The 22,897-nt window shown below is 54.7% G+C and carries 14 protein-coding genes; 5 read left to right on the top strand and 9 right to left on the bottom strand.

The window, feature by feature from the left end:
- Positions 1–17: 17 nt before the first annotated feature.
- Positions 18–938: a DsbA family protein gene (locus MKX63_RS17060; RefSeq protein ID WP_341018765.1), complete on the top strand. Its 921-nt coding sequence runs from the start codon at positions 18–20 to the stop codon at positions 936–938.
- A gap of 456 nt (positions 939–1,394) precedes the next feature.
- Here the strand turns inward: MKX63_RS17060 and MKX63_RS17055 are convergent, their stop codons facing one another.
- Together MKX63_RS17055 and MKX63_RS17050 are read right to left on the bottom strand one after the other, a co-directional pair.
- Positions 1,395–4,019 (bottom strand): beta-mannosidase, encoded by a 2,625-nt coding sequence (locus MKX63_RS17055; protein ID WP_341018764.1) that lies wholly within the window; start codon positions 4,017–4,019, stop codon positions 1,395–1,397.
- Positions 4,020–4,226: 207 nt separating this feature from the next.
- On the bottom strand, positions 4,227–4,922 hold the full coding sequence (locus MKX63_RS17050) for a TetR/AcrR family transcriptional regulator (RefSeq protein ID WP_341018762.1): 696 nt from the start codon (positions 4,920–4,922) through the stop codon (positions 4,227–4,229).
- 133 nt (positions 4,923–5,055) lie between these two features.
- Between MKX63_RS17050 and MKX63_RS17045 the strand changes: the two genes are divergently transcribed.
- Together MKX63_RS17045 and MKX63_RS17040 are read left to right on the top strand one after the other, a co-directional pair.
- Positions 5,056–6,408 (top strand): MATE family efflux transporter, encoded by a 1,353-nt coding sequence (locus MKX63_RS17045; protein ID WP_341018760.1) that lies wholly within the window; start codon positions 5,056–5,058, stop codon positions 6,406–6,408.
- Positions 6,409–6,550: 142 nt separating this feature from the next.
- Positions 6,551–7,336, top strand: a complete 786-nt coding sequence (locus MKX63_RS17040) for a spermidine synthase (RefSeq protein WP_341018758.1) — start codon at positions 6,551–6,553, stop codon at positions 7,334–7,336.
- Here the strand turns inward: MKX63_RS17040 and MKX63_RS17035 are convergent.
- The 6 genes from MKX63_RS17035 to MKX63_RS17010 all read right to left on the bottom strand — a co-directional run bounded on the left by MKX63_RS17035 (position 7,299) and on the right by MKX63_RS17010 (position 20,247).
- On the bottom strand, positions 7,299–9,824 hold the full coding sequence (locus tag MKX63_RS17035) for a chemotaxis protein CheW (protein WP_341018756.1): 2,526 nt from the start codon (positions 9,822–9,824) through the stop codon (positions 7,299–7,301). The genes MKX63_RS17040 and MKX63_RS17035 overlap by 38 nt on opposite strands.
- A 76-nt stretch (positions 9,825–9,900) precedes the next feature.
- On the bottom strand, positions 9,901–10,329 hold the full coding sequence (locus tag MKX63_RS17030) for a chemotaxis protein CheW (RefSeq protein ID WP_341018754.1): 429 nt from the start codon (positions 10,327–10,329) through the stop codon (positions 9,901–9,903).
- Positions 10,330–10,344: 15 nt separating this feature from the next.
- Complete coding sequence (locus tag MKX63_RS17025) at positions 10,345–11,916, bottom strand: methyl-accepting chemotaxis protein (protein WP_341018752.1); 1,572 nt, start codon at positions 11,914–11,916, stop codon at positions 10,345–10,347.
- Positions 11,917–12,104: 188 nt separating this feature from the next.
- On the bottom strand, positions 12,105–14,216 hold the full coding sequence (locus MKX63_RS17020; RefSeq protein ID WP_341018751.1) for a LuxR C-terminal-related transcriptional regulator: 2,112 nt from the start codon (positions 14,214–14,216) through the stop codon (positions 12,105–12,107).
- A gap of 612 nt (positions 14,217–14,828) precedes the next feature.
- Positions 14,829–19,814, bottom strand: coding sequence for a DUF4132 domain-containing protein (locus tag MKX63_RS17015; RefSeq protein WP_341018749.1), 4,986 nt, complete (start codon positions 19,812–19,814; stop codon positions 14,829–14,831).
- Positions 19,815–19,827: 13 nt separating this feature from the next.
- Positions 19,828–20,247, bottom strand: coding sequence for a hypothetical protein (locus MKX63_RS17010; RefSeq protein WP_341018747.1), 420 nt, complete (start codon positions 20,245–20,247; stop codon positions 19,828–19,830).
- Between the two features lie 232 nt (positions 20,248–20,479).
- Between MKX63_RS17010 and MKX63_RS17005 the strand changes: the two genes are divergently transcribed.
- Both MKX63_RS17005 and MKX63_RS17000 read left to right on the top strand, forming a co-directional pair.
- The gene (locus MKX63_RS17005) at positions 20,480–21,232 is read left to right on the top strand and encodes a 3'-5' exonuclease (RefSeq protein WP_341018746.1); all 753 of its coding nucleotides are present in this window, start codon (positions 20,480–20,482) and stop codon (positions 21,230–21,232) included.
- A gap of 243 nt (positions 21,233–21,475) precedes the next feature.
- On the top strand, positions 21,476–22,246 hold the full coding sequence (locus MKX63_RS17000; protein WP_341018745.1) for a MerR family transcriptional regulator: 771 nt from the start codon (positions 21,476–21,478) through the stop codon (positions 22,244–22,246).
- A gap of 74 nt (positions 22,247–22,320) precedes the next feature.
- Here the strand turns inward: MKX63_RS17000 and MKX63_RS16995 are convergent, their stop codons facing one another.
- Complete coding sequence (locus tag MKX63_RS16995; RefSeq protein WP_341018744.1) at positions 22,321–22,881, bottom strand: PepSY domain-containing protein; 561 nt, start codon at positions 22,879–22,881, stop codon at positions 22,321–22,323.
- Positions 22,882–22,897: the final 16 nt, after the last annotated feature.

Below are 22,897 nucleotides of genomic sequence, written 5' to 3'. Positions count from 1 at the left end.
AAGTGAGGTAAACAGCTATGAATACAAATCCTATGATCTGTGATCTGAAGACTGGTGTATGTGGTGTCGGCGAGGAGGATGAACATACCCAAATTATAGATTTCAATCCGCAGCCGCAGCCCAAAGTTACTCTCTATTATGCGACTGATCCGATCTGTTCACATTGCTGGGCGATTGAGCCTACCCTGAACCGGTTTATTCAGCAATATGGCAAGTACTTTCATCTGCAGCCTCTGATGGGCGGATTATTAGCCGGGTGGAATGGCTTCGCTGACAAGGCGAATGGAATACAGCAGCCAGCCGATGTAGCGGGGCACTGGAAGGAAGTCGGAGCGCATTACCGCATGCCCATTGACGGTAGCCTGTGGCTGAACAATCCGGTCATGTCCTCTTATCCGCCCTCCAGAGTATTCAAGGTTATCCAGCAGAGACATCCGGGGAAGGAGCTGGCCTACTTGCGGAGCGCCAGAGAAGCCGTCTTCGTCTTCAACAGGAATATCGGGGAAGACGAGGTGCTCACGGATATTGTGGATAGTCTGGGGTTACCCGGCGATGAGATCGTTCAAGCAGCAGGACTGGAAGCGGCACAGGAGCTGCTGGAAGAGGATTTCCAGAAGGTGGCCCAGCTCGGCGTACGCGGCTTCCCGACCCTTGTCATGATCAATGAAGAGAACCAAGGCATCAAGCTCGTCGGGTCCCGTACCCTGCAAAACTACGTGGACGCCTTGCAGCAGCTTATCCCTGAGCCTCTTACTCCTGCTGCTCTGCCGGCTATGCCGGAGCTGCTTGCTGAAGGACATCTTCTCTTCTCCAGAGAGATCGAGGCCATGTACGATATCGGGCAGGATGAGGTGGAGGCCTTCACCGCTGCTGCGCTTCCCGGGCAATCTTACCGCACACGCCAGATCCTGGGTGAGATGTTCATCGAACCGGCCTGAAGACGGCCATCCTTTCTTGTACAATCACCAAACAGCGGTCCCCCGTCATCGGAGGACCGCTGTTTGGTTGATGTTACTGAATCATAATGCCCATAATACCGAAGCATGATGCCCAGCCCATGGCGGACTGAGAATCCGCTATTCGGCTTAAATAGCCACTTTTGCCCATCATTCGGACTCAGAGGTCCTTATTCGTACGATTTCGACTTGAAACGGCCAACCCTGAAGACAACAAGGTCTTCTGAGTCCGCAAGAACAGAAATCAGGTTAGTTAATGAGCAAATAAGGTCATGTCAGTCCGCAAGGCCGGCTGTGGGTGAGGGAAGCCACGGCTCCAGGGGTGAATCCCCGCTGCGGCGGAATCACAGTTGCGGTTGAATCACAGTTGCGGCGGAATCACCATTGCGGACGAGTCCACCGTTGCGGAGGTGTCTGCATCTGCGTGAGAGTTCGTGATTAGATATAATCCGCCATCGAGTGGACTACGAGTCCGGTCGGAGCTGCGGGGATGAATTCTGCCCCTCCGCCGCTGCCTCCACCCCGAAGCGAGAACTCCACCATCTTCGGTTCGCCCGGCAGCAGATCGAAGTAATTATCAGAGAAAATGCCCTCTTCTTCTACAGTGAGATGCACGCCCCGTGCCAGCACGTCGCTGCTCAGCGTGAAGCTGGTGCCACCGCTGCCCGGCACCTCGGTCACCGTAATGACCGGCTTGCTCAGCGGAATATCCTTGGCCGCCGCGAAGTAATGCTCCTTGCGCACCAGCACTTGCCTTGTCTCCGGCTCCAATACCTGCCGTGTCTCCGGCTCCAGCACCTGTCGTGCCTCAGCCCCTTGCTCCACCGCCTGCCCGCTCTCCAGCAGCGAAGCCACCAGCACCACACTGGCCAGTTCGCGGCCCTCCAACACATCGGCCAGCGGCAGCGTAAAGACCACAGCCGACGAATCAGCAGCAAGGGTTACCGGCTGCGACCACTCACGCAGCAGCACGCCGCTGATGTCATGCAGCCGCAGCACCAGTTCGCCGTCCAAGGCTTCCCGCCGGTCAGACACCCCATAGACCTTGACGTTCTCCCCGTCCGCGCTGTCTACAGACAGCAGCACCTCCTGGAAGCTGCGGCGCACCGTATATTGCAGCGCCTTCCAGCGCCCGTAATAATCCATGCCCGCCCAGGAGGCTACCGGCCAGCAGTCATTCATCTGCCAATACAGCGTGCCCATGCAATAAGGCTTGTTGCGGCGGTGACTCTCCATAGCCATGCGGATCGCCTCGGCCTGAAGCATCTGGCTCATGTACAGGAAGCCCCGGAAATCCTTCGGCTGCGGCAGATACATATCCATATACTCCTTAATCAGCTGATTGCCCGATCCGTTCTTCTGATGAGCCAGCATGACCTTCGATTCCAGCGCCAGCTCCTCTTCCTCTGCATAGCTCAGCACCGACTTCAGCTCCGGGAAGGACTGGAAGCCGTATTCGCTCATGAAGCGGCCTACCTTGAGATTATAGTTCTCGAACGGCTCCTTGGCGTGCCAGACGCCCCAATAGTGAACATCCCCGTCCCCCTTAATCCGCGTGGCATGCTGATCCTGACCGCCGGTAAGCTCGCGCAGCGGTGAGGACGGCCAGTAGTCCATACCCGGATGGTTCGCAGCAACGGCTTCCGGCAGAATCCGGTGGAAAATCTCTTCGTAAGCCCGCCAGAGAGTCTCCCGGATCTCAGCATTCAGCTTCTCCTTCCAGCCCCAGCCCATGTACTCCTCATACTGCGACCAGGCTGAGTCAATCTCATTGTTCCCGCACCAGAGCGCGATAGACGGGTGGTTACGCAACCTGCGGACATTATATACCGCTTCTGCGCGGACATTATCCAGGAATGCCTCATCCCCCGGGTACATGCTGCAGGCGAACATGAAGTCCTGCCAGACCAGCAGTCCGTATTCATCACACAGCCGGTAGAACACCTCTTCTTCATAGAATCCGCCGCCCCACACCCGCAGCATATTCATATTGGATGCCACGGCTGTGGCAATCTCATGGCGGTAACGTTCTTCCGTAACCTCTGTAATGAAGCTGTCGTTCGGGATATGATTGGCACCCTTGGCGAAGACCGGCACCCCGTTCAGCTCAAAATGAAACGACGCCCCCTGCGCATCCTGCTTACGCACCAGCTTAATTTCCCGAAGTCCCGTAGTTACCTCCGATACCGCTACAGTCTCCGCCCCTTGCAGCAGCTCTGCACGGAAATGATACAGCTCCGGCGTGCCCAGGCCGTTGCACCACCACAGGCGTGGGCGGTCAATCACCAGCTCAAGCTCTATCGTCTGCTTGCCCGCAGCGAGCGTAACCGCCTTCATCCATTCCTGCCCCTCGGCACTTACCCGCAGCATCCCGCTCCAAGCTTCCGGGGCATCCGCTTCAATCACGGCCGTCAGCCGGGCCTCCTGCTCATTCACCACCTGCTGGCGAATGTACAGATCCTCTATCGCCGCAACGTTACGGCCCGTCAGCACAGCTTCCCGCCAGATCCCGCTGGTCAGGAACCGCGGGCCCCAGTCCCAGCCGTAATGATACGGCGCTTTGCGGGCAAATACACTGATCCGCTGCTCCTGAAGCCCCCCTAACTCAGACTGGTCATTCGGTGCAGGCAGAGCGTAGCCCAGCGCCGCCAGCTTCGGCAGATCCTCCGTCACCACCGAGCGGAAGACGATGCGGAGCTCATTCTCACCTGCCCGCAGCAGCCCCTTCACATTCACAGTCCAGGACAGGAACATATTGTCTGCTGACAAGGTGTGCACCCCGTTCACATACACATCGGCATACGTATCCAGCCCCGAGAACACCAGCTCAGTTACCGCCAGGGTCTGCCATGCCTCTTCTAGTACAAATCCGGTTCTGTATTCCCAGTCCTTTTTATCAATCCATTGCAGCTCATGTTCATTCGTTCCATAGAAGGGCTGATCGATAACGCCATTGCGCAGCAGATCCGTATGCACTGTTCCCGGTACCACAGCCGTAAGCCATTCTTCATCTCCGCAGGCTCTGAATTCCCAGTTCGACAGGTTGATTTGTAGTTGTTTCATAGTTCCTCCTATACTGTTTTTGCGCATTTCGGCGCTTAGCTAACCTCATTATATTTTGTTATAATAACGTTAGCAATAACAATATTTAAAGCAGCTACAATACAAACAAAACAAATATTTCATTGAACCTCTCTACCACATGTTACCTAAATATTAAGCCCCACTCACCAATGTACCCTTTGTTATTTTTGTTATCTTCCCCTGCACTTATTTGTGCTTCTGCTGCTCCTCATGCTCCTTAATCACCTGCTCCGTCCCGAGCAGAATCAGCCTCAGTCCGAATTCAAAGGCCCCGTCAGTCCCCAGCAGCTCGAACAGTCCGTTCTTGAACATCCTGCGGAACAACCCGACCTCCTTATCATTCATCGATTCCATCAGGCGAAGCAGTTCCTCACCCGGAGGCTCCTGTTGTTCCTTAGCCATCATAGCGACATTGCGCTCATGCTCATAATCATCCAACACGAAGAAGAACACGAAATTCACCAGTGTTGTGACCACCTGCACCTTCTGCGCTTCCTCAAGCGGCGTGGATTCCACGCATTGCAGCATCCGGTTGTTGAACCGGATAATGTCCGGCTCGTGGGGCAGGGTCATCATCATAAGCTGTGTGGAGCAGGAATAACGGCTGAGCACACTCCGTACCGTTACCGCGAATTCTGTCAGCTGCTCCTTCCAGTCGCCCTCCGGGTGGTGCTCCTCCAGGATGACTCTGGAGATGTGGTTGGCCAGCCGCTGGTAGAGGTTCTGCTTGCTCTTGAAATACCAATACAGCGAGGGAGCCTGAATGCCCAGCCGGTCCGCCAGACGCCGCATACTGAATTTCTCGATTCCCCCTTCCTTAAGAAGCTCCCATGAAGCTTCCAGAATCCGGTCCTCCGAGATTTGAGGTTGTGCTTTTTTCATCGCTATCCGCCCTTTTATCTAACAGTGTAAGTTTATGCTTTACAGTCTCTTAGGTTCATGATATCATCTAACACTGTAAGGTTCAATCTAACACCGTTAGATTAACAAAAATCAGTGAAAGAAGTGATCCCTAATGGATACCGAAAACCTTTATTATTTTGAAAAAGCACCTATCACCAAAGCCGTCGCCCATTTCGCCGTGCCCATGATGTTAGGCACCTCTATGAACGTCATCTATTCGATTCTGAATGCCTATTTCCTGGGCACTCTACACAATACGGCCATGCTGACCGCACTCGCCCTGACCTTGCCGCTGTTCGCCATTATTATGGCGCTGGGCAATCTGGTGGGCATCGGCAGCGGCACCTACATCTCGCGGCTGCTGGGTGAGCACAAATATGACGAAGTGAAGCAAGTGTCTTCCTTCGCCTTTTACAGCAGTCTCTTGCTTGGCCTCCTCGTGATGGCCGTGGGCCTGCCGTTGATCGGCCCCATCCTTCACAGTCTGGGGGCAACGCCGGATTCTTATGGATTCACGAAGGATTATGTCACAGTCATGCTGATTGGCGCGCCGTTTGTCGTGTTGTTCTTTACGCTGGAGAATATGGTCCGCTCCGAGGGTGCAGCCATCGTGTCTATGATCGGTATGATGCTCAGCGTGGTGGTTAATATCCTGCTCGATGCTTTTGTCATCTTCGTGCTCCACTGGGGTGTAATTGGCGTAGCATCGGCAACAGTTGTTGCCAACATGGTTGCGAGTGCCTACTATGCCTTCCATATGGGCTACAAAAGCCAATTCCTCACCGTCTCCTTCAAATGGTTCAAGGCCACCAAGGATATTCTCAGCAATGTGTTCAAAATCGGCGTTCCGGTCTTTATCATGAGTGTCTTTCTCGGAGCCATGTCGCTGATCTTCAACCTGTTCCTGATCGAATATGGGGATTCGGCTGTAGCCGCTTACGGGATATCCTCAAGATTGCTGCAGTTCCCTGAGTTTATTCTGATGGGGTTGTGTGAGGGAGTCGTGCCGCTCATTGCCTTCTCATTCACAGCGGATAAGCTGCGCATGAAGCATACCATCGGATTCACGGTGAAAGCGATGGCCGCCATGGCTGCCGTATTCGGCATTCTAGTCTATCTGATCTCCGACCATCTGATTGGTCTGTTCACCCGGGACCCGCAAATGATTGAAATGGGCAGCTACATTCTGCATGTCACCTTCTTGTCCTTATTCATTTCAGGGCTGACCACCTTGTTCATGGGGATCTTCCAGGCTACCGCGCAGGGAACAGCCGCGTTCGTAATGTCGATTATTCAAGGGGTCACACTGATTCCTGTGCTCTTCTTCGCCAACCGGATGAACGGCTTCCATGGCGTGGTGTGGTCGCTGGTCATTGCCGATGCCGCTGCCTTCCTGGTCGGTGCCGCCATGCTGTACGCCCTGCGGCATAAGCTGCAGCCGGAACTTGAGAGTCTGGTGCATTAAGTGAGCTTAAGCCGCCTCCAAGCGGAAAAGGCAATGCCGTTCTTTTAAAGCGTGAAGCATATCATATACATTCTTACCTTTTGAGAATTACAAGCAGCCGCAGGAAGGCCTTCCTGCGGCTGCTTAATGTTTTTATGTTACTATGAAGGTTGTAACGAATCCCATCTGCAGAAGGAGTCTGATCCGCTTGCACGCACCGTCCCATACTTACCACGACTCTCAGAACATCGAGGTCTACGATACAACCGAGCTATATGGCGAGACCGGACGGTTCCGGGTGCTGCAATTCTCAGGGGAAGCTGTTCAGGGCGCACTGGATCTGGACCATCCGCGGCGGGTGATCTTCGAGTATCCCCGGGCGATGATCCATCTGATGGAGGCAGGTAATCCTTACTTCGAGCATGTCTTCCTGATCGGACACGGGATTGGGACGATTGCCGGTTACTTCGCCGAGAAGAAGTTTACCGTGGCTGAGGTGAACGCGAAGGTGGTGGAATACAGCAGAACCCGCTTTGGCTACACGCAGGATAACGTCCTGATCGGTGACGGCCGCAGCCTGCTGGAAGCCGCGCCGGACCAGGGCCATGACTACATCCTGCTCGATGCCTTCACCGCTGCCGGGACGCCGCCCCACTTCACCACGCTGGAATTCTTCCGCCTTACCCGTGCCAAGCTGAACGGACACGGCCAGATCATCATGAATCTGATGGGCCGCAGCGGCAATGACCGCTTCATCAGTGCCATCCATACGACACTCTGTGAAGTGTATCCATATACCAGAACCTTCGTCCTTCCGGGAGAGGGCAAGACTGATCTATGTAATATCCTCATGACCGCCAGCGCCCGGCCGATCCCCTGCCAGTCCCGCCACATGGCCGGCTTCAGCGAGATTACACCAGTGCCGGGTCATGTAATCCGGGACCGGTGATGGCGCAAGCTTCCAAGTCCAGCAGGTTCTCCAGATTCAGCAAGTGAATAAACTGGTGGTTATCTTTATAGACGGCATCCAGTGCCTCCGGGTTCTGGAGAATGTGATCCGGCGCCTCATCCATATGCTCTCTTGGCAGGAGCTGCACCGCCGACACCTGATCCACCCACACCCCTACCTCCTGTCCCGACACCTCGCAGATCAGAATCCGGGAGCCGGCTGTCCGTTCGCCGCTGTCCATTTCGAGCTTAGGCCGTATATCATAGACCGGGAACAGCAGCCCGCGCAGATTGATCATCCCCAGGACATGAGCCGGGGCGGACACCAGCGGATGAATCTCGGGAACAGGTACAATCTCCTTCATTTGACGGATCGGAATCCCGAAATCCAGCTTCTCCAGCTTGAAGGTAATGTATTTCTCGCTCTGACTGTCCTGATTCCCAGCTGTAACTATGTTCTCTTGGAGAAGTGTATCGCAGGCTGAGCCTGTTTCCCTTGCAATCGAACCTATATCCAGGATATGGGCCACACGGCCGTCGCCAAGTATGGTTGAGCCTGCGATGTAAGGAACGCTGCCTATGTAACTGCCTAGTGACTTGATGACAATCTCTTGATTGCCGATCGTCTCATCTACCACCAGACAGACCCGCTTATCCGCGAAGCCGACGATGACTACGAACAGCCGGCTTTTCACCGCTGGCTCCTCTTCCTCCGCTTGCAGCATACGGTGCAGACGGACAAGCGGAAGCACCTGATCGCGGAACCGGCAGACCTCCTGTCCCTGAACGGTAACAATATCCTCCGCCGTCATTCTGAAGATTTCAATGACATTAATCAGCGGAATGGCAAAGGTACTGCTTCCCAGCTTAACCAGCAGGGAACGAATGATGGCAAGGGTCAACGGGACCTTGATCGTGAAGACACTCCCCTGATGAAGAGCCGTCTCAATATCTATGATGCCATTTAGTTTCTCTATATGTGCTTTGACAATATCCATGCCTACTCCGCGGCCGGATAAATCCGTGACCGTACGGGCTGTTGAAATGCCTGAACGGAAAATCAGCATCACCAGCTCTTTTTCCGTCATCAACTTCGCTTCTTCGGCAGTGACGTAGCCTCTGCGCACAGCAGCTTCTTTGACCTTGCCGGTATCAATGCCCCTGCCGTCATCGGATATCGTAATTACAATCATATTCCCCTGATGGCTTGCACGCAGAGTAATGGTCCCTTTCCGCGGCTTGCCCGAAGCTGCACGTTCTTCCGGCGGCTCCAGCCCATGGTCCACCGCGTTGCGCAGAATATGAATCAGAGGATCGCTAATCTCCTCAATGAGACTGCGGTCCAGCTCGGTCTCACTGCCCTCAATGATGAATTCGATCTCCTTGCCCGACTTCTGCGCCAAATCCCGGATCATCCGGGGGAAACGGCCGAACAGATGCTCCATCGGCAGCATCCGGGTCTTCATCATCCCCTCCTGAAGATCGCTGATAACCATATTCAAATGCCCTGCGATATCGTTAAGCAGATGAACATCACTGTTGCTCTTGAACTGCTCGCTTAATCGGGAACGGACACTGTGCAAGCGGGTATTATCTATGATCAGCTCTCCTACCAGATTCAGCAGCCCCTCAAGCCGTTCTACATCCACACGAACCGTCTGGGCAGCATAGCCGCTGTTTTTTTGCGCCTCTTTTCCTTCGTTGAAGCTGCCCTGATTCGTATTAGTAATAAGCTCTGTATGTATAAGTTCAATCTGTGAAATCTCCTGCAGACAGGCCATCACATCCTGCCGGGATTGCTGCGTAAGCAGGATATACGCTACAGTACCGGAGAACTGTGCGTCCCGCTCGATGGCTTCCAGTTCGGGGTAGGTAGCAACAAGCTCGCCCGTTTCCCGCAGCTTGGCTTCTACTAGCTTCGCACGGACATATTTCATCGGCTCCTCAGCAGCCAGCTGAATATGAACCGCTATAGCCGTAGAGCCTTGATCTATGGCCGCCTGAATCTGCTCTTTGCGGATATCATCGAAGATAATATCCGGCGCAGCTTCCGCTTCTCCATGCGGAAGCCCCTCTGCAGCAGGAGCGGGCGACTCGGCTGCTGTCTTCCGCAACTCTTTTAACCGGTGCAGCAGCTCTGTCGTATCCCCTTCCTCCAGCGCACCGCTTAGAATGGATTGACGAAGCTCCTTAATGAAATCTACGCAAGCAAAGAGAATGTTCAATAATTCGGAGGTTATGGCAAGCCTTCTGCCTCTGAGCAGCTCCAGCACACTCTCCATCTGATGCGTCAGCCGGTTAAGCTGCTTGAACCCCATGACCGCGGATGAGCCCTTAAGCGTATGCGCGACCCGGAAGAGCCTCTGAATAATGTCATTCTGATACCCTTTGCTCTCCAGCATGAGCAGGGCCTCATCCAAATACCGCAGCTGCTCGTCCATTTCATCCAGAAAAACGCCCAAATACATCATATTATGAAACTCACTCATCTCTGTTCTCCTCCCCGCCTTCATGCGTTAGCCTTCATGCGTTAGCCTTCATGCGTTAGCCTTCATGTATTAGCCTTCACCCGTGACTTAACAGACGCCCGATGTTCAGAATGCTGATCAGCTCCTCAGCACACATACCGATCCCGTCCATGTACTGCACGCCCTGCACTTCATGAGCTTCCGGAGGAGGCTCCACCTGCTGGAAGGAAGCCACCTTCTCTACGGAATCCACCATAATCCCTATGGCCTCCTGCCGGTAATGCACCACTACGATCCTTGACCGGGTATCCGGTGGGGATTCTGCCAGGCCAAACCGCCTGCACAGACTGACCACCGGTATAATTTTACCGCGTAAATTAATCACGCCCTTAATAAAAGACTTGCTGTTAGGCACGGCTGTGATAGGCTCCATCTTGATAATCTCGTTTATCTCCCGGATATCTATGGCCAGCTTCTCCTGTACCAGCCGGAATATGATGTACTGCTCCGTTCGCGCAGCCAGCATAGCTTACTCCCCCCTCTACAATCTGAACACCGAGACAGAGCTATTCAGTTCATCGGCCAAGGAGGCGAGCATTTGCGAGGAGGAGGCCGTCTCCTCAGCCGCTGCTGCGGATTCCTGGCTTCCGGCCGCAATGGATTCTATCGACAGCAGTACCTCGTTCGTCTGCGCCGCCTGTTCCTCACAAGCCGCAGCAATGCCTGTAATCTGCTGGGTAGTTTCATTGACGCGGGTAACGATACCGTCGATCAGCCGCTCTGTGCGCTCGGACAGGGCCGATACCTCACTAACTGCCTGTACACTCAGAACCGTATTATTCTGCATCACCCGGATGATCAGAGCAATCTGCTTAGTCGCTTCACTGCTCCGTTCAGCCAGCTTACGGACCTCATCGGCGACAACGGCGAAGCCCCGTCCCTGCTCACCGGCACGCGCTGCCTCAATCGCTGCATTGAGCGCCAGCAGATTGGTCTGCTCGGCAATCTCATCAATGACCTCGATAATCTCGCCGATCTTCTGGGAATCCTGCTCAAGCAGCTCCATCTTCTCCGACAGATTGCTCATGCCGAGGCCGGATTCTCTTACCGCAGTGCTTCCCTCCTCAGCGCCCTGACGCGTCAGCAGGGACAGCTCCGATGCATGCTCAGCATTCTTCGCCACCTCATCGATGCCCCGGGTCAGATCCTGAACCAGCTGATTGATATTTTGCGCTGCCTGGGCCTGGGATTGGCTGCCGCTGGCAATTTCTTCGGTCGTTGCCGATATTTCCTCCGAGGAGGCCGCGACACTCTGCGCCGCTTCAACAGTCCCGCCAATCAGCTTACGCAGGCTGGCAATCATCTCATTGGCTGCTGCGGCCAGCCGGCCGAACTCATCCCGGTTCTTGATCGCAACCTCTTCTCTGAGGTCACCGCCTGCCATGCGGACCATCGCAGCAAGCAGCTTGGATACCGGACCGACGATGCCCTGCGAGATCACGACACCGAGCACAACAGCTGCAATTGCGGCAATGCTGGAGATGACCAGGACCATCAATCTTCCGGAGTTAAAGCTGGCAACCGTGGAATCAATCCGGTCATCTGCGCCTTGGATGACATTACTGACGGCCAGATCAGCGGTATCCTGAGCCTTCTGCAGATCAGGCAGTGCGTCATTCAAGACGCCGTAAGCCTGCGTATTCTGATCTTTATCCAGCAGTTCATGGACTTTGGGTACGAATTGGTTGTAGTTATCCACGCTCTGCTTAATGCTCTCTAACGCAGCCCGTTGATCCGCATTCAGCGCGAGTTCTCCATAGACCTTCATGCGGTCAGCAATCTTGTCCTGATCTGCTTTAATAACTGCCTGAATCTCCTCCTTCACCGCATCATCAGTTTCGAGGACAAGCTTGAACAAGTCACCGCGCAGCTTGTACAGTTCCGTCCGAATCTCGGCAACATTGACGAGCGCGGGGAAGTTGTAGCTCTGCATCTGTAGAGAGTTACTGTTCATGCCCGCCATTTTCATAATCGACAGCCCGCTGATAGATATAAGCAACGCTACAATAACCAGAAAGCCTCCCAATAATTTGGTGCGGATGTTTAGTTTCAAATGAAGCACTCCTCAATATGTATTTTGTCGAGTCTACAAAGCTTCCCTTATTATGTATAGCGTATTGCCTCTGCGCCTATCGCCACTGGTTCCTATGTTTCGACATAATCTTCCTGTTTTCTACAGGCCTTCTTTCCTTTACGCACAAAAAAAGCAATGTACGCTTACATGCTGCGTAATCATTGCTTTTATAGAGAATCTTTTTTGCCCGTAGCTTGATACATTAGCGAGATGGCCTGTGATCTGCTATGCACACCAAGCTTCTCGTAGATCTTGGTGATGTGATTCTTGACAGTATGCGTACTGATAAACAGCCTCTCCGCAATTTGCTTGTTATTGAGGCCCGTCAGCAGACCATCGAGGATATCCCTTTCGCGGGCAGTAAAACCTGCGCTTCCCTCTTGCTGCGCTGCAACCGCCGGAGGAGCTATCAGTTGCTCAAAAGAACGCATAAGCGGCTCGGGTACAGGTATAGGAAGTGTTTCCTTCCATTGCCTGCCGCCCTGCTCCGTGTACTTCGTAAGCAAAAGTAAGACCTTCGCCAAATACAGGTGGGAACTTTCTCCTATATCCTCATGCCCATTGTAATCCGACTGGTAATAATGCATATGGCGCAGAACACATACAGCAGGAATGTCACCCAGGTATTTGATCAATAGCCCTATAGGATATGGAGCGAGGAGCGCAGCCTGGCCAATCCATTCTATCTCTTCCGCAGAGTGATTTAGCGGCTCCAGCAAGTCCTGTGCAAGCCTTCGGATATCTGCAGCTCTGTTATGTACTACCGGCTGCTGCATCAGCAGATTATCCTGGAGCAGCCGCATGAAGTCAGTGCCGGAGGGCATGTTCTGAGGCTGCTGGGCAAGCAGCTTGGTCACTAGCAGCACATTGGTCATATGAAGAATCGTTTCATATTCCCGCCGCTGCCTCTCATCACTGAATTGGACCGTAAATAGCCCCAGCAGCCTTTGTTCAAACACCATTGGATGCTCTACCAGCTGCCAGCTCTTCCATTCCCGGCGAATAGGCTTGCTCAGCAGATTGAACCCCGGTATCCCGTCAGCGAAATAGATCTGTTCAGCATCTTCAGCGTAGAGGGTATACAGCTCATTCGGGGCGGAAGAGGAAGAATAGCTCCTCAGTCCGGCTTCGTCAGGCGTATGTAATAACAAGCACATGAACGGACTGCCGAGCTGCTGCTGGAAAAACTCAATGAACAGCTGCAGGTAATTCTCCTTATCCTGAGTAACCAGAATCCCTTGGACAATTTCTTTATAGGTATCATGCCTCTTCCTTTGACGTTCATAGAGCGCTTCACTCTCCATATGATACATGGAAGCAGCGAGCTGATTGGCCACCAGCATGCCCATATCCGCCTGCTCCTCCGTCAGCTCCGGGCGGGCCGGATCTCCGGCATACAATAATCCATACAGCTTGTCCTTGTATTTGATAGGATAGCAGATTAACACCTTAGGCCTTAACCCATGCGCAGCAAAAAAAGAAATCCGGATATCCCGGTCAGCATTCCTCCAATACCCCATTTGCTTGGAGAGCCCCACCTGCCCCAGAAATCCTTCTCCATAAAAAAAAGAAGACCCCTGCAGGGAGTTATCCTTAGGCATCCCGGTTGTCTCCACCACCGTGAATTGGTCCCCGTCTGTAGCATTCATGGCATAGCCCGCAAATTCTACTCCAAGAATGCGTACCACAATGCCCAGTATTCCTTGCAGCCACTCGGGACTTGCCGGGTCCAGCAGATAGATCAGGTTCAAAAGCTGCAGGTCATACGCAGAATATTCTCCCCCCTGCTCCCGTTCAAGCAGCGCCAGCACCGTATCAGCCAGCATATCCAATTGCGTAATGATCCTGGCGACGCCCTCCTGATCCAATACCGGTACCTTATCCAGCGCCTGAATCCAATCCGCCCATTTCTCCGGGAGAACAGTCTCATGAATCCTGGCGGTAATCAGCTCCTTCGTACAACCATCCACCCAGACGCCTGTCAGAATATAATAGGGCCTTTGCTGGCTGAGCGTTATGGAGGTAACCAGCATTTTTAGCCCCGAGCGGGTTTCATAGACAATAGTTTTCGATGCATTCCTGAACTTCTCCAGCAGGTTCACAATTGCATGTTCAGCGGTTGCACAAGGAGAACCGAACAATAGGGATGCCATCTCGGTCAAGCCGGAAGGCTCTGTTATCCGTTGATCCGCTTGATCGGTAATAATAATTGTCAATCCGCATAAGGAGGCGTATGCGTCTTGCAACGACTGCAGATTTTGGCGGAGCCTGTTCTTCATTCCTTATTCCTCGCTTTCTCCTCTCACAAATTCGCCATAGTCTCACAGATCCCCTGCTTTTTCTCCCTTTTATTCTACAAACACAGCACAATAGTCCAGGGATCTTAGTGAAAAAATGCGCATGTGCGAAACATTCATGACAGCTTGTGTGATTTCCTTGTCAATCAATCGGGCAATTTCAAATAAGGAGCAGCAATGTTGCACATCTTGCAGGATTTCTTCATAAATGTTACTGGCTGAAGTGCAATGTTGCATTATTTGCACAATTTTCGGTGTTTAGAGCAAGTTATCGCTGAATTTGTTGCATTTCTGGCAGGATTTCAGTATATATCGCTTCTATGGAGGTAGTATTGTTGCAATTCTTGCAGGATTTCTCTATAAATGTTACTGGCTGTAGATGAAGCATGGGGCCCCATGCTTCATCGCCGCACCGATTGTATTCGGTTTTTCGATTACATTTGGCCAACGAGCCTTCGCCCAGCCTTAAGAGGCACCTCTCCTCCCGCACGACAAAAAACACCGGCGCTGAAATCCAGCACCGGTGCCTTGGCATCCCTCTATAAACGGCTGCGGCAGGTAGTGCACCGTCCGTTCCTCCATCCGTGCAGCAGCTCATCTGCTCAGCTGTGCCAGAATCTGCGGGTCTTTGATCTTCGTATCATCGGCCAGCAGCACGACCTTGGAGAGAACCTCCGCTGTGCGCGGGTCCTCGTCCAGGAACGGCAGGAACAGCCGGCCCCGGTGCTGCGAATGCACCGGAATAATGGACAGGGCGCCCGCAGCCTGCTTGTACGCCTGGCCGCTGCCCAGATGCACAGCGTACTCGCCCAGAGTACCGTCAATCCGTGCATAATTGCCGTCAAGCCGGACGTTCTCAATCTTCAGCAGCCGCAGCGACTCGCTGACGATCACCCGGCGCATCTCTACAGTTGTCAGGCTGGCTTCCGGATCGACGCCTCCCACATGCGCTACGCTGACGACAAGATCCACATCGCGCATAACCTCCGAGAACAGCACAGGCGGCACCTGATCCAGCGGCACGCCCTTGTAGGTCTTCCGGTCGAAGAACTGCACCGTCTCCAGTGTCGGCGCTTCGGTATCCGCCGGCGAGAACCAGTCCGCCATAGCATAGAGCCGGACAATCAGGTTCTCGGCATAGAACACCTTCTGCAATCCTTCCTCATAGCTGACTGTCCATTGCCGCCCCTTGAGAAGGGCGACCGTCTTACTCGGCTGTACCTGATGGCCCGCATAACGGCGGGACAGCACGCCATGGGCCAGCTCATCCTCATTCGGCAGATACAGCTCGCGGAAGACCTGCTTGAACGGCTGTCGGAGCTGACGGTCGAACAGATCCTTCTGGTACAGGCTCCATTGTCCGCTGCGGTAGAAGTCCAGCGGATGGGCAATCTGCAGCACCGCCTCTTCGTCTACAGCGTGCCGTTCACCCGACGGGCTTACCAGCGCTGCCTGGTCTGCATCGTAATATCCCAGCGCATCGCCGCTCCTCAGCACCAGCTTGCTGATCAGCGGAGCCAGCACCGGATTCCGGCTCAGCCCGGCAATCTCACCCGGCGTGAAGGTCCCGCCGGACGCCATCGACCGCTCCAGCTCAGCGCGGGCGCGGCGGAACTGGCCAGTCAAATCGCTCTTGGCCTCCTTCAGCGCTTCGATCCGCTCATGCTTCTTGAAGCGCGCCGGTACCGACTTCAGCGCCTTCCCCTTGCTCGTGACCACATAATCGCTTTGCCCCTCTTCGTCGATGCTGAGCGAGACATAAGTCTCGTCGTCCAGCGCAAAAGGCTCGAAGTACGCGGCATATTCGTCCAGCTTACGCGCCTCCATATCCCAGATCAGGCGGGTCACATCGGCATAGCCGGCATTGCGCGCCAGGTTGCCGAGCGCAATCTGCGCCACCGCGCTTTCGCTGGCGCGGCGCTGTGCGCCGAACTGCTTGCTCTCCGCCAGGAAGCGCTGGATGAATTCATACCGCTCACGGATATCCTTCTCGCGGTCTGCCTTCAGCGGAATCAGGCTATAGCTGAGCAGATGCTCTTTATTGCGCTTTTGCTCAACAGACTCCTTCATCTCCTCCAGGCTCAGCTTGCCGAGCGTAGCATCAGCGAACAGCTGGGAGCGGCGGTGATTCGCACCGGCGGAGATATACTTGGCACAATCATAGAGCAGCTCGAACCGTTCCTCGCCAAGCGCCTCATACGCCGACTGGAACCAGTTCACATCGAAGGCGCCGTCGTTGAACTCCTGCGGGGTGATCGGCGAGTAATGCGCCACCACCGTCTCCTTCTCGGCCGAGAAGCTCTCGTTGATGTGGGCATGGAAGTACCAGGCCCCGCTCCGCAGCCCTTCCCAGCCCAGGTATTCGGCAATGATCTCGATCCACTGCGGGGCGTACATGGCGGCTTCCAGCAGCTTTTGATCGGACAGCTTGTACTCCTGCAGCAAGGTCTTCAGACGCTCCGCATTGTCGCCCTCGCGCGGATAACATACCTTAAGCAGATGGCTGAAGGATTCCTTCTTCGTAATATTGTCGCCATAGCCATACACATACCCGCGCACGAAGGTGTCCTTGTTCAGCCCGGACAGGATGCGGATACAGTACTCCAGCCCCTCGATCCGCTGCAGCCCCATCGTCATGCCCGTCACCTCGGTCGGCAGGTCGCCGCGCCCCAGCTCAACCGCCAGCAGACGGTCGATGATCCGGGTACGAAGCTCAACCATCTGCGGACTGCCTTCAATCCAATCATACATGCGTGAGCTGATCCACCGCATATGGTTGCGCGCATCACTGCTCAGCAGCAGCTCCTTAAGCAGCGTCTCTTCACGGATGATCCCACCGGTGAAGGCCTCGACATAGTGCTTCAGCCCGATGATGCTGTCCCGCTCTTCGCCGCCGCTGATCTCCTCGAACCGGTAGCAGGTATGGAACATCTCCTTGAATTCCTCCGGTCCCTTCCACAGCTTCTGGACCATGTCGATCCACGGATCAGCCAGAACCGAGAGGAAAGGCCAGTCCGCCTCCAGCTTCTCCTCCGGGAAGGCAGCCACCAGGGTGTTCACTGCACCATTTACCAGCCGGAAGCTCTCCGGGCTCTTATGGTCGGCGCGGAACGCATCCAGCAGCGACTCGACCTGCCATCTGTACTTCAGCTTGTCCACCAGCTTCATCACAGCCTCAAGCTGCTCCAGCGGGTAGACCTTGGCCGCGAATTCCTTCCGCCAGCCTGACAGCAGCTTCTGCTTGCTGAGTTCATCGTCATCAATGCCCATCGTATCGTAGCCGTCATAGTTATCCAGGGTCTCATCAAGCTCTTCCAGGCTCATATAGAAGTTCAGCTCCATCAGGTCCCGGGCGCTCCAGCCGCTTTTGTCCCAGAACTCTGCCCACACCTGTGGCAACGGGTACTGCTCCAGAACAGAACGGCTGCCTTCCTCATCGTTCACAAAATACCCCTGTAACGGTCTAAGCGTGGTCCCGATCAGCAGCGTATCCTTGTATCCGCTGTAGTATTCGACCTCATACTCCACATCGCGGTGCTTGTGAACAGTGTTGTCCAGATCCTTAAGAAACTTCTTGATCTGCTCCAGCGACAGCTTGAACACCTGATCCCACGTGAATCCATCCGTTGCCGGCGGCTGAGCCAGCCACTCCTCCGTCTGCTTCGGATCGAACAAACCGAAGCTGTTCGCCTTGGTATACTCGTTCTTCCGGCTCAGCCTGGCGATCAGCTCACGCTCCTGGTCAGAAGGCTTCACCAGCTCCTCTGCCAGCGGCCGCACCGCTTCGAACAGCCCCTGCCGCTCTTCATCCTCGAACAGCACGGTCATTATCTCAAGTCCCGCCTGCCGCTGCAGGGCATTCTTGCCTTGCACCAGCCTGCGGATGGAGGCCTTCAGCGTTTCCTCCGGCTGATTAAGCAGCATCAGGGTGACGCTCTGGCGCAGCGTGCCGGTCTTGAGCTTCAGCAGCCCTTCGGCCATCAGCAGCTCCTCCTCTGCCAGCGTCAGCTCCTGCGCCAGCTTCAGCGCCAGCTCGCGGTTCTTCATGCTTTTGTCCGAGAGGCTGGCGAAAATGAATTCCCGCTGCACAGCATCCTCTGCATCCTGCACGAAGTAGTTCAGCAGCTCCCCGCGCATATCCGGGCTCAGCTTGTCCTTATGGGCAAGCAGCTCGTTCACCCAGGCCGGGTCCATGTCATAGGAGATCAGATAGAGCATCTTCTGTACCGGCAGATCACGGGTATAGTTAACCTGCACGAAATCCAGCACCTTGGACGGGCCGGTCTGCTCCCGGCTGGCCGGATTCAGGAAGATGTCCATCAGGAGGCTGAAGTCGCGCCGACGCTCGCTTTTATCCGCAAGCTGGGGGGTGGTTCTGACCTCGATCCTTGGACCGTTATCCTTCGGCCCTCTCCACATCCGGTCATAATCGTAGTTGTAGTTCATCAGAATCCAGTACAGCAGCTCCGGCTCCTGCTCGCTCAGATGCTGCCGGGCGCTGCGCAGGCGGACCTCCTGGTTCTGGCTGTTCGAGAGCACGTACTGGGCGACAATCTTCTGGTACCGCAGTCCCTGCTCCATGAGAACGTCAACCTTGCCGATCAGATCGTTCTCTTCATACACGGCCGTAGCCCACAAGCCCAGGTAGACATGGTTGGCATTCTCACTGCTCAGCCATTCCTCGCGCAGTACTTCATCCGTCAGCACCTGATAGGCTCCCTCCACCAGTTGCTTCGCCACCCGCTGGTTCTGCGCTTCCAGACCCATGCCTGTCCATACGCCCAGAGCACGTACCACCGAGCTGTAGCGCACGAGATCATTGTCGAGAATCACCTTCAGCATATAGAGGTTATTCGCTATCGTCCCCTCATCCATCCGCTCCACAATCGACTGCCGCAGCCCCTCCTGCAGACGTGCAGCAACCAGCAGCTCGCCCACCATCTGGACAGCCGCCTCATTGTGGCTAAGGAAAACACCCTTCAGCATACTGTGACTGAGCTGCGCCCCCTGATTATCTCCATAGACGGCTTCCTTGAGCAGATCCTCCATCCCGCTGCCGCCACGGTCCAGCTCATAGGCGACAACATCCGGGACGGCCACATCCACACGGTAGGAGGTACTGTAATCCTTATCCAGACCACCCTTCAAATAATCCGGCAGCGAGAATTCGACCATCTCCATATAGATGAGAGCATTGATTTTGCGGAGGATCTGCAGCCGGTGCGGCTGAACCTCCCGGGTACGGAACGGCCGGCGCATATACCCTATCGAATAGGGATATTCCACGGCATGTTTAACTATGTAACGGGCCAGCTCAACGGTATGAGCGCTGTAGAGCTGCTGCATGACTTGGAACAACGGCTCCCAGTAACCGGCAAAATCACTCCGGGCAGCGTCTGCACGCGCTTCCAGTATAGCAATAAAGCGGTCCAGCGAGTCTTCTCCTTCATGAAGGTAGCGGGTCTTGCTGAACCCGGCCAGCAGAACTGCCAGCTCTGCACCTTCGCCTTTGAGACCCTTTGCTTTACTCTCGATCTCTTCGTACCACTCGGTCTCCCATTGTTCATTTCCGAACTTCATCCTGTCATCTCCCTCACCATAATCTTCCGGCCAGCATCGTGAACCGGATCAGCGTCAGCTCATTGCCCTCTTCAATCACAAGCGGTTCATCGAGCGCGGAGCATTCCTGTTCCTGCACGAACACCTTGTACAGCCCGTCTTCGTAAGCAAGCAGCGCCGCGGCCGTAGCCTGCTCCACCTCCGGCTTCGCTTCGCCATAGACCGCTCCGAAACCGACTTTGCCATTCCCGCCCTGCTCCGCAATTTCAGTTGCAGTCAGGTAGGAGATCAGCTCCCCCTGCTCCTGGCGCTCCAGCATCGCCTGCACCTGCCCGGCCACCAACTCCGAGATCAGCGCGCGAAGCGTCTGCGGACGGGATGCAAGCAGCAGCTCCTTGCGCTCAAGCACCGACTTGCGTTTGCCCAGGCTTTTGACGGTTACATACAGTTTCATAGCCTTCCCTCCCTTCAAGAACAGCCCTGATTGACAGACTATCTAGTTCATTACCCGATTTAGAGAGAAATGTCACACCTGAGCCAGCGATTAAGCTTGATAATATTTTGCTTCCGATTTATGCCATTTCTCCTTCCTTATTTCCCATGCAGCCTCTTTTTTTGCTAAAATAGAAGGGTCGGCGCATTTCCGTGCAATCTTGGCGCCAGTCACTGAAACGGAGGCATTACCTGTGGATTATATTATTCTGGACATCGAATTCAACGGCCGCAAATTTGCCAGCGAGCATCCCATGGAGGTCATTGAGATCGGAGCGGTCCGGTTAGACGCTTCATTGCAGGTTAAGGATGAATTCTCAGCCTTAATCAAACCCATATACTTCTCCACCCTGAATTCATTTATTAAGAAAAAAACCGGCATCCCCCAGGAGGATATCGACGTCGCCAGCCGGTTCCCGAAGGTCATTGCCGCCTTCAGAGCGTGGCTTGACCAGAGCGCTGACGGCGTGCTGCTCTTAACCTGGGGCGGCGAGGATATGAAGCGGATCATCCAGGATGTGCGGATGCACAAGATGGATGATGCCTACTGGATGGAAGCGACCTACTTCGACCTGCTCAAGGGCGTACTGCGTGCCCGCGGCCTCAGTAACGACATCAGCGTCGAGGGGGCGATGGCCCTCTTTGGCCTTGAGCCTTCCGGCTCCGCGCACCGCGCGCTGGATGATGCCAAGATGACGGCTGAGATCTTCCGCGCAGTCTTCAGCGAGCTGGACTTCGGACGGTCCCAGCATTATGTCGATACCTTCTCGAATGCGCGGGAGCGCAAGACGGTTAAGATCGCTATCAAAGCGATGACCGCCCAGAAAATCGTCCCCACCTGGGAGCTGGTTGCCGAGCATTACTTCCCTGCGGAGGATGCCCTGGCGGACCCCCGGAAGCTGGCAGAGCTTAAGGCGTATTTCGCCGCCCAGCTCGGCAAGAAATAACCCATACGCGAGCACAGCAGCGGCAACCGTCCCAGGCATAGACCAGGACGGTTGCCGCTGTTTGCTTTTCCACTCCCCCCCGGTTACCGGCCCTGTTGTCTGGTTATTCTACAAATTAAGAGTTGACCTTGCCGTTACGTCAAAGTGTACAGTTAGATTTGTAAGCGGCCGCTTACCCGGCGGGAACGCCTTGAACCCGTTCTCTGCTGTACACGCTAAGACAGATTGGAGGCAGACAGGACCATGGAATATACGGTGCAGAAGCTGGGGACACTTGCGGGGATCAGTGCACGGACCCTGCGGTATTATGATGAATTCGGCATTCTGAAGCCGGCCAGAATCAATTCCTCGGGATACCGGATCTACGGCCAGGCCGAGGTGGACCTGCTGCAGCAGATTCTGTTCTACCGGGAGCTGGGCTTAAGCCTGGAGGCGATCAGGGACATTGTCCATTCGCCCTCCTTCGACGGGGCCCGCGCCCTGCGCGAGCATCATGACCAGCTGCTTCAGCGAAGACAGCAGCTGGACCGGCTCATCGCTAACGTTGAGCAGACCATTGCACACACAGAAGGGAGAAGTATAATGAGCGATCAGGAGAAATTCGCAGGCTTCAAGCAGAAGCTGATTGACGATAACGAGCAGAAATACGGGCAGGAGATCCGGGAGAAATACGGAGAAGAAGCCGTGGAGCAGTCGAACCGCAAGCTGAGCCATATGACAGAGGAGCAGTACGCTGCCCTTCAACAGCTTGAGGCTGACATGTTCGCGTCCCTGGAGCAGGCGATGGAGGAAGGCGATTCGGCCAGCGAGCTGGCGCAGAAGGCCGCTGACCTGCACCGTCAGTGGCTAAGCTTCTACTGGGATACGTATACCAAGGAAGCCCATGCCGGTGTTGCCCAGATGTATGTCGATGATGAGCGCTTCACCGCTTATTACGACCAGCGCCGCCCGGGCATGGCAGCGTTCCTGCGGGATGCGGTGCATGTGTATACTGGAGCGAAGCAGCAGACGTAATAGTTTGGCATAGCAAAGAGGCAGCCGTTCAATCCGGCTGCCTCTCTTTTATCGTGCTGAAACGTTATTCCGGCTCAATCGTCATCGTCGTCAGAATCAACATCGGTATACACAACCTTGGCAGTATACGCATCGACACCTACTTCTGTCTTGATCTGTCCGTTCCTGATTTCAATCTCATAGACAGCGCCCCCGTGATCCCGGTCCAGATCAATCTCGGTGACCGTCCCCTTCACAGCAGCTTGGGCTACCTCAGCCGCCTTGCCTGCGGTAATCAGCTTCCCGCCTGAGGCCGGAGCTGCCTTATGAGAGTCATCCTTGTCTGCATCCTTGCGCACGCTGACCACTTTTCCCGAATACGCATCTACCCGGACATCGATCTCCTGCTTGGTCTGCTGAATTTCGATCTCATAATACGTGCCGCTGGCCTTCTTCTCCAGATCGATGCTCTCCACCAGTCCCGGAGCTGCCTTCAAGGCAATCTGCTCAGCCCGGCTTACACTGATCAACGTTTGGCTCTGACTCTTCACTGATGCAGCTGCATCTGCCGTATTGCCCTTCAGCTCGCCTATACCATAAGCGCCCCCGAGAATAAGTGCTGCCGCCGTAATACTGCTCCATATCTTTGTCTTCAATGTTAACGCCTCCTAA

The sequence above is a fragment of the Paenibacillus sp. FSL R7-0179 genome (assembly GCF_038002265.1).
Taxonomy (GTDB): Bacteria; Bacillota; Bacilli; order Paenibacillales; family Paenibacillaceae; genus Paenibacillus_AQ.
Note: the sequence above shows the minus strand (reverse complement) of the source record. Positions and strands in the feature narration are given on the sequence as shown.